The sequence below is a fragment of the Armatimonas sp. genome (assembly GCF_043760365.1).
Lineage (GTDB): Bacteria > Armatimonadota > Armatimonadia > Armatimonadales > Armatimonadaceae > Armatimonas.
Genome location: NZ_JAYUPA010000406.1, coordinates 1 through 14,903, shown reverse-complemented (window position 1 = coordinate 14,903; position 14,903 = coordinate 1). Strand labels below are relative to the sequence as shown.

At 58.4% G+C, this 14,903-nt stretch carries 12 protein-coding genes and 1 tRNA gene; 4 read left to right on the top strand and 9 right to left on the bottom strand.

Features of this window, described 5'->3' with window-relative positions:
- Positions 1 to 29: 29 nt before the first annotated feature.
- Positions 30 to 422 carry a 30S ribosomal protein S9 gene (gene rpsI, locus ACH2EH_RS09670; RefSeq protein WP_309695418.1) on the top strand — a complete coding sequence of 131 codons (393 nt, stop codon included), beginning with the start codon at positions 30 to 32 and terminating at the stop codon, positions 420 to 422.
- Positions 423 to 535: 113 nt separating this feature from the next.
- Here rpsI and ACH2EH_RS09665 read toward each other — a convergent pair.
- From ACH2EH_RS09665 to ACH2EH_RS09655, 3 genes are all read right to left on the bottom strand, one after another.
- Positions 536 to 653 (bottom strand) — tRNA-OTHER (locus ACH2EH_RS09665).
- A gap of 7 nt (positions 654 to 660) precedes the next feature.
- Entirely contained in the window at positions 661 to 1,338 is a 678-nt protein-coding gene (locus tag ACH2EH_RS09660) for a hypothetical protein (protein ID WP_395141162.1), read from the bottom strand.
- A 41-nt stretch (positions 1,339 to 1,379) separates the two neighbouring features.
- Positions 1,380 to 2,135, bottom strand: a complete 756-nt coding sequence (locus ACH2EH_RS09655; protein ID WP_395141160.1) for a sugar phosphate isomerase/epimerase family protein — start codon at positions 2,133 to 2,135, stop codon at positions 1,380 to 1,382.
- Between the two features lie 42 nt (positions 2,136 to 2,177).
- Between ACH2EH_RS09655 and ACH2EH_RS09650 the strand changes: the two genes are divergently transcribed.
- Positions 2,178 to 2,570 carry a hypothetical protein gene (locus tag ACH2EH_RS09650; protein WP_395141158.1) on the top strand — a complete coding sequence of 131 codons (393 nt, stop codon included), beginning with the start codon at positions 2,178 to 2,180 and terminating at the stop codon, positions 2,568 to 2,570.
- An 81-nt stretch (positions 2,571 to 2,651) separates the two neighbouring features.
- Here ACH2EH_RS09650 and ACH2EH_RS09645 read toward each other — a convergent pair whose 3' ends face one another.
- Entirely contained in the window at positions 2,652 to 3,422 is a 771-nt protein-coding gene (locus tag ACH2EH_RS09645; RefSeq protein WP_395141156.1) for a hypothetical protein, read from the bottom strand.
- An 89-nt stretch (positions 3,423 to 3,511) separates the two neighbouring features.
- Positions 3,512 to 7,078, bottom strand: coding sequence for a transcription-repair coupling factor (mfd, locus tag ACH2EH_RS09640; RefSeq protein WP_395141154.1), 3,567 nt, complete (start codon positions 7,076 to 7,078; stop codon positions 3,512 to 3,514).
- Between the two features lie 457 nt (positions 7,079 to 7,535).
- On the opposite strand from mfd, the gene ACH2EH_RS09635 reads away from it, so the two are divergent.
- Positions 7,536 to 10,196 carry a valine--tRNA ligase gene (locus ACH2EH_RS09635; protein ID WP_395141153.1) on the top strand — a complete coding sequence of 887 codons (2,661 nt, stop codon included), beginning with the start codon at positions 7,536 to 7,538 and terminating at the stop codon, positions 10,194 to 10,196.
- A gap of 8 nt (positions 10,197 to 10,204) precedes the next feature.
- Here the strand turns inward: ACH2EH_RS09635 and ACH2EH_RS09630 are convergent, their stop codons facing one another.
- Positions 10,205 to 11,410, bottom strand: a complete 1,206-nt coding sequence (locus ACH2EH_RS09630; RefSeq protein WP_395141151.1) for a bifunctional folylpolyglutamate synthase/dihydrofolate synthase — start codon at positions 11,408 to 11,410, stop codon at positions 10,205 to 10,207.
- A gap of 62 nt (positions 11,411 to 11,472) precedes the next feature.
- On the opposite strand from ACH2EH_RS09630, the gene ACH2EH_RS09625 reads away from it, so the two are divergent.
- A complete protein-coding gene (locus ACH2EH_RS09625; protein ID WP_395141149.1) occupies positions 11,473 to 11,865 on the top strand; it encodes a competence type IV pilus major pilin ComGC in 393 nt (130 codons plus the stop codon).
- Positions 11,866 to 11,868: 3 nt separating this feature from the next.
- Here the strand turns inward: ACH2EH_RS09625 and ACH2EH_RS09620 are convergent, their stop codons facing one another.
- The 3 genes from ACH2EH_RS09620 to dnaN form a co-directional block, all read right to left on the bottom strand.
- Entirely contained in the window at positions 11,869 to 12,639 is a 771-nt protein-coding gene (locus tag ACH2EH_RS09620; protein ID WP_395141147.1) for an alpha/beta fold hydrolase, read from the bottom strand.
- Complete coding sequence (locus ACH2EH_RS09615) at positions 12,640 to 14,058, bottom strand: M14 family metallopeptidase (protein WP_395141145.1); 1,419 nt, start codon at positions 14,056 to 14,058, stop codon at positions 12,640 to 12,642.
- A gap of 163 nt (positions 14,059 to 14,221) precedes the next feature.
- Positions 14,222 to 14,903: DNA polymerase III subunit beta (gene dnaN / locus ACH2EH_RS09610; protein WP_395141143.1), on the bottom strand; the 682-nt coding region annotated here is incomplete at its 5' end.

Here is a 14,903-nt window from a genome sequence, read left to right as displayed (position 1 = left end):
CGGCCAAAGCAAAGGCAGAAGGTTAAACAATGGCAGAGACTAGAGTTTATGCAACCGGCAAGCGCAAGTGCGCTATCGCCCGTGTCTGGCTTGCGCCGGGCGATGGGACGATCTCAATCAATGGTAAGACGGTGATGGAGTACTTCTGCCGCCGCACCCTGGAAGCGCTGATCCACCAGCCTTTCGCAGCCACTCGTAGCGAGGGGCGTTATACCATCTTCGCCAAGACCAAGGGCGGCGGAATCTCCGGTCAGGCCGGGGCACTGCGCCATGGTATCAGCAAAGCACTGGTAGAGTTCGATCCCGAGCTCCGCCCCGTGCTGCGCCGCAATGGCTTCCTGACCCGCGACCCGCGTGTCAAGGAATCCAAGAAGTACGGTCGTAAGCGCGCACGTCGCGGATTCCAGTTCAGCAAGCGTTAATTTAATGTCGCTCCGCGACAGAAGATTGATTGCTTTTTGCCCGGTAGGTAATTTCCTACCGGGCTTTTCTATGCCACTGTGCAACGACAAGACCCGGAACGCTGAGAAAGAAATACACCCGGCAGGGCTCGAACCTGCGACCCTCCGCTTAGTCGTGACCATGAGAATTGAACTCATTTTACTGCCTGTGGTCACGGAAGGCGGATGCTCTATCCGCTGAGCTACGGGTGCTTCGGTGCTATTTTATCACACGATTTCCCGTCCAGCGGTAGGCGGTAATGGTCGTTTTTTGCCGGAGGGTCGCGCCTCTTTCGTTGCGCTCCGTCCGTGTGGCGACCTCTCTGATCTGGTTGGGACGGCCCGTGGGATCGTGGGGAAAGATTAGCTTGTAGGTACTATTGCCCACTTCATTTGCACTAGAGAGGACACGCGGCCCTAGAACAAGCTGGTTGCCTTTCTGGAGCAAGACCACCTCGCCATTGGGGTAGTCGCAGGCTTCATAGGTGAATTTTAAGCGGAAAATGCGTGCAACTCTGGTCAAACCCTGCCCATCAGTGGCGAGAACTCCAAGGGAGTAACCGAAGCGATCGGTCTCCTGAACCTCAATGGTGGGGAAGCGCAGGACGCTGCCTCCCGTGTGGAGGCGCGCTTCAAGCTGGCGTAGCTTGCCCTGACCTGTTCCGATGACACGGGTAAGAAAGACGTGGCCGTCGGAGAGGGGATAGAAGGCATTGGCAAGCTCGCCGCCCCAGAGTGTTCGAGGCTGCCCGGCTACCTGCACCTCGTAGAGACTGTCGGTATAACCGGAGACTGTCTGTGTTTTTTCGAGCTGCTTGGTAACCGTCACCACGGTGCCATCAGACCAGCGACGCGTTGTGGCACCCGCGACAAATCGCCCATATTCCCAGCATTGCATACCGTGGGTTATACCGTAATTATCACGAGGGTGCCGCAGCTTTAGTTAAGAAATCGGCGGAGATAGTCGCGAGAGAACTTTAGAAAGTCGTAGCGGCGTGGGCCGGTGTAGAGGGCACTGTGCGGCTCGATACAGACCGCGCCCTTGTAGCCCGCGTGGTGGAGCAGGCCGAAGAACTCCTCCCAGCGGATCGAGCCCAGCCCTGGATTTGGGTCCGCGACAAATTTACCACCGACTTCCAGCACATCTTTCGCATGAGCGTGCTTCAGATGCGGCGCGGCGTGGTAGAGCTCCGCCTTCCAGTCGCGATGCATCTGCGTGGGGTGCGACGGATCGAACTTCACTCCCACACCGGGTGCAAGCGGTAGGGCTTCGTCCCAGGCCGTGGGCCGATCCACGACATTTTCCCAGTGGCAGTTGTAGAATGCCGGGGTCAGCCCGAGCTGCTGGGCATCATGGATCAGAGGGAGGAGCTTGCGGACGCCGACTGTAGGCGTGACGGCACCGGAGCCGCTCCCAAATACCACAATGGGTGCCCCAAGAACGGCTGTCAGCGCGATTACCCGCTCTAGCCGCACCAATCGCTCCTCTCCCGTGGCCTCATCGAAGTAATTCTGCCCAAAGAGGGAGACTGCCGCCAGCATGATCTTATGCTCCGTCAGCGCGGTTTTAAAGGCACTACTGTCATCAAAAAGCGGTGTGTCACCAAAGAGCGCCAGCTCTAAACAATCAAACCCCTCGGCGGCGGCAAAGGCGACGTCCTCGACGCGTCCATCGGTTAAGAATCCTAGTGTCATGCTAGATAGTTTACGCTAAAATAGCAGGAAGGAGAAGGGCTGATGTTCTGTCAGAAGTGTAATGCGCGTAACGAGTCGGATCAGAAGTTCTGTGGGGAGTGTGGTGTGAAGCTGGAGCCACGGCCCGATCCTATTGCGGTGGAGGGCCAAGAGGGAGCGTACTACTGCTCGCGTCATCCCAAAATCACAACACTGATCCGCTGTGGCCGCTGTGATACCCCGATTTGCCAGCGCTGCATGGTCTTTGGCCCCGCAGGTAACCGCTGTCGTGCCTGCGCAAAGAATCGTGTCCCCATCCGACCGCGCGGTGTTGCGCATGAGGTCGCTCGTGGCGTCTCCAATGTCGCCAACAGCGGGCGCGGCTTCTGGCTCTTCGCGTTCTGGGCCATGATCCTGCGTTTCCTCTCCAACCTCTTCGGTGGCCGCTGGTTCTAATTGACTGGGGCCTGAAAGTCCCCCTCTGAACCGCCTGCGGCGAAGCGGGCCGAGCCCGCAGGGAATGAAAAAATGGAGTTTTTAGCTTTGTGCTGCTCGTTGCTGGCGCTCCCACTCGGCGCGGAATTCTGGGAGGGTGAACATTGTTGCCAGCTCGGCTTCATATAAGTAATCCAGCGTGTTTATGACTTCAATCGCGAGTGCTTCTAATATCTGATTATCGCGTTTCTGGCAGTATTCAAGGACATAATGCAGGATAAGCACCCAACGGGATACGAGCGAATCTACATCAATCCAGGTGTCTGTGTCGTTTCCCATGATGTTGTCAAGTAGCTCAGTCTCAAGCATTTCTGCACGATCTGTGGGAAGAAGCTGACCGAGTTTCAGGCTACACTCAATCTCTTCCCGAATGGTTAGGTAGAGACCTTGGTGTTCCTGCGAAACTTCCGCATCAATGCTCTCTCGGGCAAGCTCTGTGAGGGCATCCACACAGGAGAGCCCAAAACGGATACATGCTAGAGGCGAGAAGTTCTCCAAAAGTTTTGGAAGCTCACGCTCATAGTCCTTGTAGGATTGAACCTGAGTGCTTGAACTCTCTGGCGGCGGGATTCGTGGAAGGCCGACGATGTAGGCAGAATCGACACCAATCTGAAGACCGAAAATCGTTGCCTGTGGCTGTCTTTCACGAAGCCGGTTTGCGGCAAGCTGGGCAAACTCAGCATCTAACTCAAAATCACCCGTCAGAATATCCAAAACCACGAACTTCCCGTAGTTGGCCTCTGTTTCCAGTAACTCTCGAATCTTTGCGTTGTAGAGTTCCTCGCCCGTTGCTACTATTTCTAGCGCCGTCATAGACTTATTCACTCCGTGCGGGCTCGGCCCGCTTCGCCGCAGGCGGCTCAGAGGGGGCCGTTCCTGGCCCCTGATCTGCCCCGATCGGGTCAACGTCCTCGTAGGCTGGCTCGAATGTCCCGCCGCCGCTCCTCGGCTTTGGGATCGGGTGGGGGCGGCGGCTCCTTGAGGGCTTTTTCCAGAAGCTCGACCAGCTCCTCAGTCTGGGCGAGGACTTTGCTGCTCTGGATATTCATCACCACTTTACTCGGCTGGAACTCGTAGCCTTGCTGGGCTTTGAAGGCGGCGCTGAGCGCACGAACGGAGTGCTTAGGCAGTGCGACGCCGGGCTTGAACGTGAGGATTACTTGCCGCGCCTCGGTCTGGATGCCTGAAATACCGATCTCCGCACAGCGCAGGCGCAGGCGCAAGAGGCCCAGCGCGTTCCAGACCGGCGGCGGCGGGTCGCCGAAGCGGTCCTCGAACTCATCTTGCAGGCGTGCCACATCCACTTTGTCTCTCACGGCGGCGAGTTTTTTGTACATCAGAATACGCTGCGGCTCGGCGGGGATGTAGGCTTGCGGAATGGTTGCAGCCACGGGCAAGTCCACGGTTGGTAGCGGAATGTCCTCTTTATCGGGTTCCTCGCCTTTTAGTTCGTGAATCGCTTGTTCTAGAAGCTGAATGTAGAGATCGAAGCCCACGTTGCTGACCGTGCCACTCTGCTCCGCGCCGAGTAGGTTACCCGCGCCGCGTAGCTCTAAGTCGCGGAGTGCAATTTTATAGCCACTGCCCAGCTCGGTGAGCTCGCGGACGGCATCCAGGCGCTGCTCGGCAATGGTGGTGAGGCTCTTGCCCTTGCGGTAGAGAAGGTAGGCGAAGGCCTGCACTTTTGCCCGGCCCACGCGGCCCCGGAGCTGGTAAAGCTGGCTTAGACCGAGCTTGTCAGCGTTGTCAATGATAATGGTGTTGACATTGGGGATGTCGAGGCCCGACTCCACAATGGTTGTGCAGACCAGCACATCAAATTTTTTATGGTAGAACTCGAACATCGTGTCCTCGAGCTCGTCGTTGCCCATCTGCCCGTGCGCCACTTTGCAGCGCGCGGTGGGCACGAGCTGCTCGATGTGATTGGCGATGTGGTAGATGCTCTCCACTCTATTGTGCAGAAAATACACCTGGCCACCCTGGTCAAGCTCGCGCAGAATGGCCTCACGGATCAGCAGATCATCGAACTCCTTGACGAAAGTCTTGACGGCAGTGCGGCCCTCCGGCGGATCGTTGATGAGCGACATGTCCCGGATACCGGAGAGCGACATGTGCATGGTTCGGGGAATGGGCGTGGCGCTCATGGCGAGGACGTCCACGCTCTTGCGGAGCTGCTTGAGCCGCTCTTTGTGCGTCACGCCAAAGCGCTGCTCCTCGTCCACGATCACCAGGCCAAGATCCTTGAACTCGACATCTTTTGAGAGCAGTCGGTGGGTGCCAATAACAATGTCCACGCCGCCGACTCTGAGATCCTCGATGGTCTTGGTGTGCTCCTTGGCGCTACGAAAGCGCGAGAGCTGGTCCACGCGAACCGGAAACGCGGCGAGGCGCTCACTAAAAGTCTGGAAGTGCTGTGATGCTAAGACCGTGGTGGGGCACAAGACCGCCACTTGCCGACCCTCGCTGGCGACTTTAAACGCAGCGCGCATCGCCACCTCGGTCTTACCAAAGCCCACATCGCCGCAGATCAGCCGGTCCATCGGGCGAGGGGACTCCAAGTCGCGCTTGACGTCCTCGATAGCCGCGAGCTGATCGGGGGTCTCCGTGTAGGCAAAAGACTGCTCCATGTCGTGAATCCAGGGGGTGTCGGGAGCGTAGGCATAGCCCTCGATGGCCTGACGGGCGGCATAGAGCGCGATGAGCTCGCCCGCGATCTCCTTGACCTGCCGTTTGGCCCTCGCTGTCGCCTTGAGCCATTCGGTGCCGCCTAGCTTGTTCACCGACGGCGACCCGCCCTCCGAGCCGATGTATTTCTGCACCCGGTCTACCTGGTCCACGGGGACATAGAGCCGGTCACTGCCCTCGTAGGCAATCACCAGGAACTCTTTTTCCACGGGGGGAGCACCGGGAAATGGAGCCGTGTTCATCTTGGTCAGGCCCGCATAGATACCGATGCCATGGTGGATATGCACCACATAGTCACCAGACTTTACGTCCAGCAGGCTTGTGATCCGCATTCCCTCACGGAACTCCCTCCGCTTCGCCTGCTTCTTAAAACGATGCCGGTCGCCAAAAAGCTCCGTGTCTGAGAGCACCACGAGGTTGGCCTCGGGGAGCCGGAACCCCGCAGTGATCAGTCCATCAATCAGCCTGACTTTCGCACTCTCCTGAATACCAAAGCCACGCAGACGCGGTGCCTGCGCGGAGATCAGAAGCACACGGGCACCATTGGTTGTCCAAGTGTCAATGGCCTCCTTGAGGGGGCCGGGCCGCCCGCCGAAGCTCTCCGCGGGGGCACCTTGAACGCTGAGATGGAGCGATGGGGAAAGAAAAGGCAGAGCGCGCGCTAGGAGCGTGAGTAGTAGAGTAGGGCGAGCCGCCGTGAGCGGACGGAGGGTTGCCTCAAAGTCTGCCCAGAGTGGCGTTGTCACCGGTAATATCTCTCCGCGCTCGGCGCGGCCTGCCAGGCTCTTTTGGATTCCCTCCAGCAGGCGCTCTGAATAGGGCGCCAGTTGCGCGGGCTCATCTAGGACGAGAATGGCGTCCTCGGGAAGATAGGTCGCAGTCGGAACAGCATCAGGGTGAATCAGGGGGAGATAGCGCTCGACGCCACCGAAGTAGTTTGCTAGGCCCAGCTTGACGATATCGCCCTCGGCACTATCGCGCAGCTTCTCGGCGCGGCTCACCTCAAAGTTTTTAAGCGTGCTTGTCAGCTGTTTTTTTAGAATCTCCTGGGCAACGGCCATGCGCTCGCGGGTAAAGGCCATCTCGTGGGCGGCGACAATAATAATTTGCTCTTGCTTACCCTCGCTGCGCTGGCTCTCGGGGTCAAAGGGGCGGATGCTCTCGACTTCATCGCCAAATAAGTCAATACGTACAGGCACGCTCACATCGGCGGGCCAGACATCTAAGAGATCACCGCGTCTGGCAAATGTCCCGGGAAGCTGCACCAGCTCCGTGCGCCGGTAGCCGAAAGCATTGAGACGCGCCGCCGTTTGATCCAGTGAGAGTGTGTCGCCCACCGTAACAGTGAGTCGGCGCGTCTTAAGCACGGCAGGCGGTGGCGCGAGCTGTAGCAGGGCTGCCGTGGTGGTCACTAAGACACGGGGGCTGATTCCCTGTGCCAGATCCCCGAGTAGGCGTACGCGTTTGCCCGAGCCGCGCACATCCCGCTCTGAGTCGGCGTCATCCAGAAGAAGGTTGAGCGAGCTCGGGAGACGCTCCAGTGTAGTACCTGGAGGAAGAAAGAGCGCGAGATCATCGGCGAGGCGCGTGGCGGCATCGTCGGTGTAGGTCACGAGGATCAGTGGCTTTTTCAGGTCTTCCTGAAGTCGGGCCAGAAGCCAGCCCCGTGCGGCGACAGGCATTCCTTCGAGCTGGACAGCACAGAAACCCTGCCGCAGTGCTTCTTCTGTCTGCGCCAGGGTCTTCCAGCCATCCGCGAGCGAGAGCAGAGCGGTTAAGTTCATGGACATGAGATTATACCCCGTGATAAACTGCCCCAAGCTTCTGCGAAGAAGTGGGAAGAGTAAGTAGGTAGGTTTCGCCAGAGAAGAAGGGTCGTCGGCTGAGAGCCCTTTTCGAAAAACACTTGCTGAATGTCGCCCACGGAGCAGGACGGGTTGCGCCCGAAATAGCGCACGTAAGTGCGGAGTCCCCCCGACCCCCGATAACAGGGGCCACAGAGGATTCCGAACCGGGGTGGTACCGCGCGAGCGACTCTAAATTTTCTGGAGCCCCGCGTCCCTGGGCTATGTTGCCCGAGGACGCGGGGCTTTTTGTTCGCCGATTGAAATCGGCGTGTGCAATGGCTTCGTCCCTCAGCCGCAAAGCCCGTGCCGGGCTACAAATATCCCCAGCCCGGCACGGGCTTCGCAGCCGAAGGCTATTTAGACGCCCAATTCTATTGGGCGGAGGCAAAGGTATATGGAACTCTCGACACGTTACGAGCCGCAAGAGGCGGAGGCGGCGATCTATGCGCAGTGGCTCGCTGCCAACAGCTTTCAGGCGACGCCCGATAGCCGCCCGCCGTACTGCATCACGATCCCCCCGCCCAATGTTACGGGGGCACTGCACATGGGCCATGCGCTCAACCACACGATCATGGACACGCTGGGGCGCTGGAAGCGCATGCTCGGCTTTAATGTGCTCATCCTGCCCGGCACCGACCACGCGGGGATCGCCACGCAGGCGGTGGTGGAGCGCAAGCTCAAGCAAGAGGAGCGCAAGACCCGCTATGATCTGGGCCGCGAGGCGTTTACCGAGAAAGTGTGGGAATGGAAAGAGGAGTACGGCAACAAGATCGTGAGCCAGATGCAGCGCCTAGGCTGCGGCTACGACTGGAGCCGCCTGCGCTTCACCATGGACGAGAGCTACGTGGAGGCGATTCACACGGTCTTTGAGAAGCTCTACGCTGATGGCTATATCTACATTGGGGAGCGCATGGTGAACTGGTCGCCAGGCTTTCAGAGCGTGATCTCCGATATCGAGATTGACAGCCGCGAGGAAGACGGTTTTCTCTGGCACCTACGCTACCCCTACTCGGATGGCAGTGGGCATATTATTGTGGCCACCAGCCGCCCTGAGACCATGCTCGGCGACACAGCCGTGGCGGTGAGCCCCAAGGACGAGCGCTACAAGAGTGTTCTTGGAAAGACGATTACTCTGCCGCTGGTGGGCCGCGAGGTTCCGATCCTAGCCGATGACTTTGTAGACCCCGCGTTTGGCACGGGCGCGGTGAAGATAACCCCGTTTCATGACCCGAACGACTACGAAATGGGCAACCGGCATCAATTAGAACGCATCGAGGTGATCGGACCCGACGCTAAGATGACAGAGAATGCGGGAGTCTACGCCGGGCTGGATCGCTTCGAGGCTCGCAAGCAGATTGTGGCGGACTTGGAGGCACTTGATTTGCTGGAGAAGATCGAGCCGTATCGCCACACCGTGCCCTACTGCGACCGCTCAGGTGCCGTGATTGAGCCACGCCCCTCCAGCCAGTGGTTCTGCAAGATGGGCGGCACCGAGATGGTGAACACGTCCATTGAGGTCGTGCGCGACGGCTCGATTCGCTTTTTGCCCGAGCGCTACCGCGAGATCTACCTGCGCTGGATGGAGAACATTCGGGACTGGCCGATCTCACGTCAGCTCTGGTGGGGGCATCGCCTGCCCGTGTGGCGCAAGACCGACTCCAACCCCGAGGAGGCAGGCTCTTGGGTCTTCGCGCGGACAAAAGAAGAGGCAGAGGCCACACTCGACAGCACCGATGTTCTACAATCGGACGACGTGCTTGATACGTGGTTTAGCTCCGCGCTATGGCCTTTTGCCACGCTGGGCTGGCCGCATACCGAGACTGATCTGAACTACTACTATCCCACGAGCCTACTCTCCACGGCGCAAGAGATTCTCTATCTCTGGGTGGCGCGTATGATCATGACGGGTGAACTCTTTATCGGCAAGAAGCCCTTCGATGATGTCTACATTCACGCGACGGTGCTAGACGAGCACGGGCGGCGTATGAGCAAATCTAAAGGCAATGGCATTGACCCCGTGGAGCTGATCGATCTCTACGGGGCCGATGCGCTGCGTTTCGCGCTGGCACGCGAGGCGGGGCAGCGCCAGGACATTCGCTTCAAGCCCGTGAAGGCGGGTAAACAGGAGCAAGTGGAGCAGGCGCGCAACTTTGCCAATAAGATCTGGAACGCCAGCCGCTTCGTCATGATGAACCTCGGCGATTTTGTCCCGAGCCAGTATGACCCGAGACCCGAGACCCTGGCCGACGAATGGATTATTCATCGGCTTAACAAAACTGCACATCTAGTGAATGACGGATTTGAAACTTATAACATAGATGATGCAATGCGGGCACTTTACAGCTTTGTCTGGGATGATTTCTGTGATTGGTATATTGAGGCATCAAAACCAAGACTTCAAGCTGGTGAAGAATCTGTCAAGCATGTTTTATGGTTTGTATTAAATGAAACTTTGCGCCTTCTTCATCCTGTAATGCCACATCTTACAGAAGTGATATGGCAAGAGTTGCCTGGCGCAAAAGAAAAAGCCGGTGTTTTGTTCTTAACACAAGCCGAGTTTCCAACAGGGGATCCTGCTTATAGTTATCCCCATGCGGAAGCTCAGTGGGAGGTGGTTCAAGAAATCACGACGGCGATTCGTAATGTCCAGGCCGTCAACAACCTCAAGAAAGGCGGCGAGGCGCTTGTGGAGACCACGAGCCCCGAAGTTCTAGAGAGCAATCGCTCGATTATCGAGTTCCTGACGCGCTTCACGTTAGTGCTAGCTCCCCCGTTATCGGGGGCAGGGGGGGACGGCTACCTACAGCCGACGCGCTTTGGGGATGTACGTCTCCCGCGCCCGGAGGTCACTGCGGAGGAGCTTGCTGCCGAAAAGCTGCGCATTGAAAGCGACTTGGCAAAGATTCTCCTGGATCTTGTTGTGCTCAACAAGCGCCTCGACGATCCCAGCTTTGCCGAGCGTGCTCCCGAGGCCGTGGTGACCAAGACACGGACGCAGCACGCCGAGCTTCTCGAAAAACAAGGCAAACTCACCGAGCGTCTAGCACAGCTCTGAGCCTGTGGCTAGGGGAGGCGCAGAGATTCCGGGGTCTCCCCCACGACGTAGAATGAGCCGGTGACGATAACGCGCAGGGGGCTCTGAAGTGCCGTTTGGATCGCATCAGGAACGTGGGGGAGACATACAACCGGCAGGCCAAGAGCCGCTGCGGCTGCGGCTACCTCGGTGGCGGGAATGGGTTTGAACGCGGGCTCCGTGGCGATCACGGCATGAAGTAGCGGTGCCAGAACGGCCAGAAACGGGGCGGGATCATGGGTCTGTTTGGAGCCGATCACGGCGGTAAACTTCTCCCCAGGAAACTCCTCCTGAAGTGCCGCCACGAGAGTGTGAGCCCCGTCTTCGTTGTGCGCTCCATCTAGGATTAGCCGCCCGCCCTGACAGATCTGAAAGCGCCCGGGGAGCGTGGCGGTCTCCAGACCCGTGCGAATTGCACTCTCGGGAATCTCAAGCGTCCGCGCGATCCCTGTGGCGGTGCTGGCGTTGACCCGCTGGTGGGGGCCACGCAGCGAGAGATGCGTGCCACTTGGGAAGGCATCGTCGTGAACATGCACCAGAGGCACGGCTTCTTCTCGCGCTTTTTTCGTGATTGCAGCGAGCGCCTCAGGCTCAGTGACGGGCGTGATGCAAGCGCGCGTGCCATGCTTCAGAATCCCCGCTTTCTGGCCCGCGATCTCCCCCAGCGTGTTGCCCAGCAAACTCACGTGGTCAAAACCAATACTTGTGATCGCAGCCACGAGCGGCGCCGGGATGATATTGGTCGAGTCGTAGGTGCCGCCAATCCCAACCTCAATCACCGCAAAGTCCACACCGGCCTCGGCGAAGTGCTTGAAGGCAACGGCGGTCTTGAGCTCAAACTCCGTGATTGCCCCGTACTCGCTGCCATTCATCGCCTCTACAAACGGAGCCAGCTCCTCTACATGCCGTGCCAGATCCGCTTTTGTGATTGGGAGCCCGTCCACCATCCAGCGCTCCCGCACATCAAAGACATAAGGCGAGAGATAGGCTCCCACACAGTAGCCCGCCGCTTGTAAGATCGCCGCCGTCATGATAGTCACCGAGCCCTTCCCATTGGTGCCTGCAATATGCACACAACGTAGCGTCTCTTGGGGAGAGCCCACGTGTGAGAGCAGCATCTTGAGACGTGCCGGGTCTTTGCGGGGAGAGAAAGTGATGCGGTTGGCGAGATAGAGAACCGCCTGGTCGAAAGTCACAAATACTATTCTACCGTGTGGCCTAAGAGAAAAATCCGAATGCGCCGAATATGAAACTAACTATGCGAGAAAGTACATTTATAAGATCTAGCGCACGTGCATTTACGCTGATTGAGATTATGGTGACACTGATGATTGTCACGACTTTACTCGCCATTGCCGTGCCACAGTTTCTACGGGCCCGTGAGGTTGCACGATCAAGTGGCTGTGTGAAAAATCTCAATACCATTCAGCTCGCCAAAGAGCAGTATGCCATGGATAACCATATGGGAGTGGGGGCGACGATGCCCGCTTTGTCCGTGCTCTGTGGAGCAGGAACAACCACCTATATCAAGCATCTACCTGTGTGTCCATCAAGTGGAACCTATACTGTTGGGGATCTTTCGACCGATCCCACCTGTTCGGTAGGGACATCCATTGGCGCCACCGCACCCTTAGCGCATGTTATCCCTTAAACATTAGCTCAGAAACTCTAGCGTGAGGCGCTTGAACTCCCCAGACAAAACCAAGCTCAGGTGATCCGTTCCGGGCACTGTCACGAACTCCGCATCAGGAAGTGCTACGCGAAGGCGCTCTGTCTCCGGCATGAAATGATCGTGCTCCGCGAGAATCACCCGTGTGGGAACCGTCAGTGGGCGCAGGTCATCCACACGCCCTGGCCAACCGGGCCCCCGCATCATCGCGGCGAGTGCCTTCAGGTCGTTGTTGGTCTTTGCGGCAAAACTGCGAAACTGCCTTCCCACAGGCGACTCGATGCTCTCGGGGCTGTCAGTCTCCAGAGCCTGTGCGATCGTGCTGGGAAGCATTGGGATGTTCTTCGTCCGCAGCACTTTATCCCCGATTCCCGCCAGCACCAACCGCCGCACGCGCTCCGGGTAGAGCATGGCGTATTGCAGCGCGAGCCCTCCGCCCATGGAGAAGCCTAAGAGATCCGCAGGAGTTGCTTTTGCATCGTCCTGGACGGCGGCAATATCGCGGCAGAGCTTGCTGGGCCAGTAGGCATCGTAGGTAAGAAACTTACTGCTTCGCCCGTGACCCCTCAGGTCCGGCCCGATCACCTGCCTGCCGGTTTCTACAAACGCCTGTGTCCAGCCGACCCCGTGCCAGTTGCGCCGAAATGAGCTGGAGAAGCCATGCAGCAGAATTACCGGCGCACCCGTGCCGTGCACCTCATAGCGAATCGTCGCCTCCTCGCTCACGACCTCATGCGTCGAAAACTCCCAGCTCATTTAGGGAATCCGGAAGACCGTAATCTGTGGTTCCGTCTCTGTCAGCCCCCAAGCAATCAGGCCATCAAGGCTTTCGGGTTCGAGTAAGTGGAAGAGGAGGGCCTGTAGAGGTTGAGCGGTGGAGACAATCCAACCGCCTATATTACCCGTTGTGGGGGAGTCCCACTCTCCTTCGACTTGAACTTGCTTATGCCCTTGGAACGCAACACGGCCGACGGTTTTTTGCCGTATGACAAAGACTTGGACGGGTTTGGTATAGGGAGCTTCGAGCGCCTTCATCTGAATCCCATGGCGCTGGAGTAGGGCGATCACGCTGTCATCGTGGACCAGGTAGGCTTTGGGCACCGGGCGTGTTTTAGTTGTCTTGAAGCGATCCCAGATAGGGAGGGCAACTTGCTCGATTTCTTTAGCGGCTTTCCGGTGGTCAATCTCGCTCTCAGGGCGGGGCTTCTCTAAGGGAATGGTTTCGGTGCCACGCGGTGCCATCTCAAAGCGAACACCCAGCTCACTCCGGCGGCGCTTGTCGGCATCTTTGACGAGCTTCTGGATCTTGGTGCTGTCTTTGGCGGCTTCCTCTAGCACGGCGAGCACAAAATCGTAGGTCACTTTGACACGGGTCTCGAAGGGCAAGAAACTCGCCGCCTCGGAGAGCACGGAGAGGCGACCCCGTAGGCCCGCGTAGTTGGTGACATAGCGTGGCTCCTCGCCAAAGGTCGCCCAGACGCGCTCGGTGCCGCGCCGCTCGGTGTTGCCGTAGTCGAAGAGTTTCCAGGCTTTGTCTTTGTCGAGCTTCTTGCGCACCGTGGGCAGGAGCGTGTCACGAACATAGGCCAGTACGTCCGGGTCGGTGTTGGGGCTGAGGGGAGGGGAGTAGGTCAGATGAAACCCATGGCGTGTGCCGTTGGTGGTGTGTAGGTCGAGCACAAGCGCTGGGTCGTGCTTGAGATAAATATGTTCCAGAACGCCACGCATCTCCGGCGACTCAGCCTTCATGCAGTCTCTGTTTAGATCAAGCCCCGCGCCGTTCGCCCGCTCACCGATCAGCTCAGGGCCGTCTTGCGAGCCTCGATTGCGCTTGCCATCTCCCCATTTCTCGTTGCCATCGCAGTTGTAGATCGGGCAGACAAAAAGCGTGAGTTTCTCTAAAAGTTTGGGGTGCGTTTTTGGCAAGTCTCGGAGCAGCATCAGCGCCGCTTCTTTGCCCTCGACCTCCCCCGCGTGGATATTGGCCTGGACATAGACCTTTAGCTTTCCCTTGCCGATAGTCACCAGCGGCACTTTTCGGCCCTGGTCGCTGGTTGCTATCCAAGTAACGGGCAGCTTAAGCGCTTCCAGAAACGCGATCACATCGTCGTACCGGCTCGTTTCCGCATAGCCCGTACGCTCGGCCCGGGTCTGAGGTCTTGCTTGAAGAGGCATATCGTCAGTGTACCCTCCGCCCAATAAAATTGGGCCTCCCCCTGGCTCGTTCCTCGCCGTCCCCCTCCGGCTTCGCGAAGGGGCAATATTTGTAGCCCGGCACGGGCTTTGCGGCACGCAGTGCCATTGTAGCCGCCGATTTCAATCGGCGGCTACTGGGCGATTAGATTACCTGCATGGGCATCAAGACGCAGAGATAATCGGCGGCGTTGTCGCCGATGGGGCGAAGAATGCCGGGGCGCAGAGGCTCGGTGAGCTCTAGGACAACGCCCTCCGTCTCGATAGCCGCCAGCACATCGCCTAGATACTTGGCATTGAACGCGATCTGGATATCATCGCCTTCACGGGCCACTTCGATCTCCTCGCGTGCCGACCCAATCGTGCCCGACTCTGCGGACATGGCGAGCTGTGCACCCTCGGTTTCTAAGACAATCCGGTTGGCGTTCTCACGGGCGACAATAGCGACACGCTTAACGGCCTTCTGGAACTCAGCGGTCTCTAATGTCAGCTTACGGTCGTGGCCGCTGGGGATGACACGCTCGTAGTTGGGGAACTGGCCCTCGATAAGCCGCGTAATTAGAGTTGTGGTCGCGACTGTCTCGCCGTTGGAGTTTTTCTTATTCACTTCGAAGCGAGCCTGCCCCTGTGCCAGCGCAATCACCACTTCGTCATCGTCGCCTGCCAGACGGCTAATCTCGTTCATGGCGCGTGCGGGAAGCACCGCCTGCCCCTGGCCCTCGCCTGCCGATGCGACACCGCCACGCACGGCGAGCCGGTGCGTGTCGGTGGCAACCATCTTGATCTGCTTGCCGTTGAAGATAAACAAGACCCCCGTTAGGATCACG

Excerpts from the sequence above, each read along its gene's own strand:
- rpsI (WP_309695418.1), top strand. The coding sequence starts at position 30 with ATGGCAGAGACTAGAGTTTATGCAACCGGCAAGCGCAAGTGCGCTATC.
- ACH2EH_RS09660 (WP_395141162.1), bottom strand. The coding sequence starts at position 1,338 with ATGCAATGCTGGGAATATGGGCGATTTGTCGCGGGTGCCACAACGCGT.
- ACH2EH_RS09655 (WP_395141160.1), bottom strand. The coding sequence starts at position 2,135 with ATGACACTAGGATTCTTAACCGATGGACGCGTCGAGGACGTCGCCTTT.
- ACH2EH_RS09650 (WP_395141158.1), top strand. The coding sequence starts at position 2,178 with ATGTTCTGTCAGAAGTGTAATGCGCGTAACGAGTCGGATCAGAAGTTC.
- ACH2EH_RS09645 (WP_395141156.1), bottom strand. The coding sequence starts at position 3,422 with ATGACGGCGCTAGAAATAGTAGCAACGGGCGAGGAACTCTACAACGCA.
- mfd (WP_395141154.1), bottom strand. The coding sequence starts at position 7,078 with ATGAACTTAACCGCTCTGCTCTCGCTCGCGGATGGCTGGAAGACCCTG.
- ACH2EH_RS09635 (WP_395141153.1), top strand. The coding sequence starts at position 7,536 with ATGGAACTCTCGACACGTTACGAGCCGCAAGAGGCGGAGGCGGCGATC.
- ACH2EH_RS09625 (WP_395141149.1), top strand. The coding sequence starts at position 11,473 with ATGCGAGAAAGTACATTTATAAGATCTAGCGCACGTGCATTTACGCTG.
- ACH2EH_RS09620 (WP_395141147.1), bottom strand. The coding sequence starts at position 12,639 with ATGAGCTGGGAGTTTTCGACGCATGAGGTCGTGAGCGAGGAGGCGACG.
- ACH2EH_RS09615 (WP_395141145.1), bottom strand. The coding sequence starts at position 14,058 with ATGCCTCTTCAAGCAAGACCTCAGACCCGGGCCGAGCGTACGGGCTAT.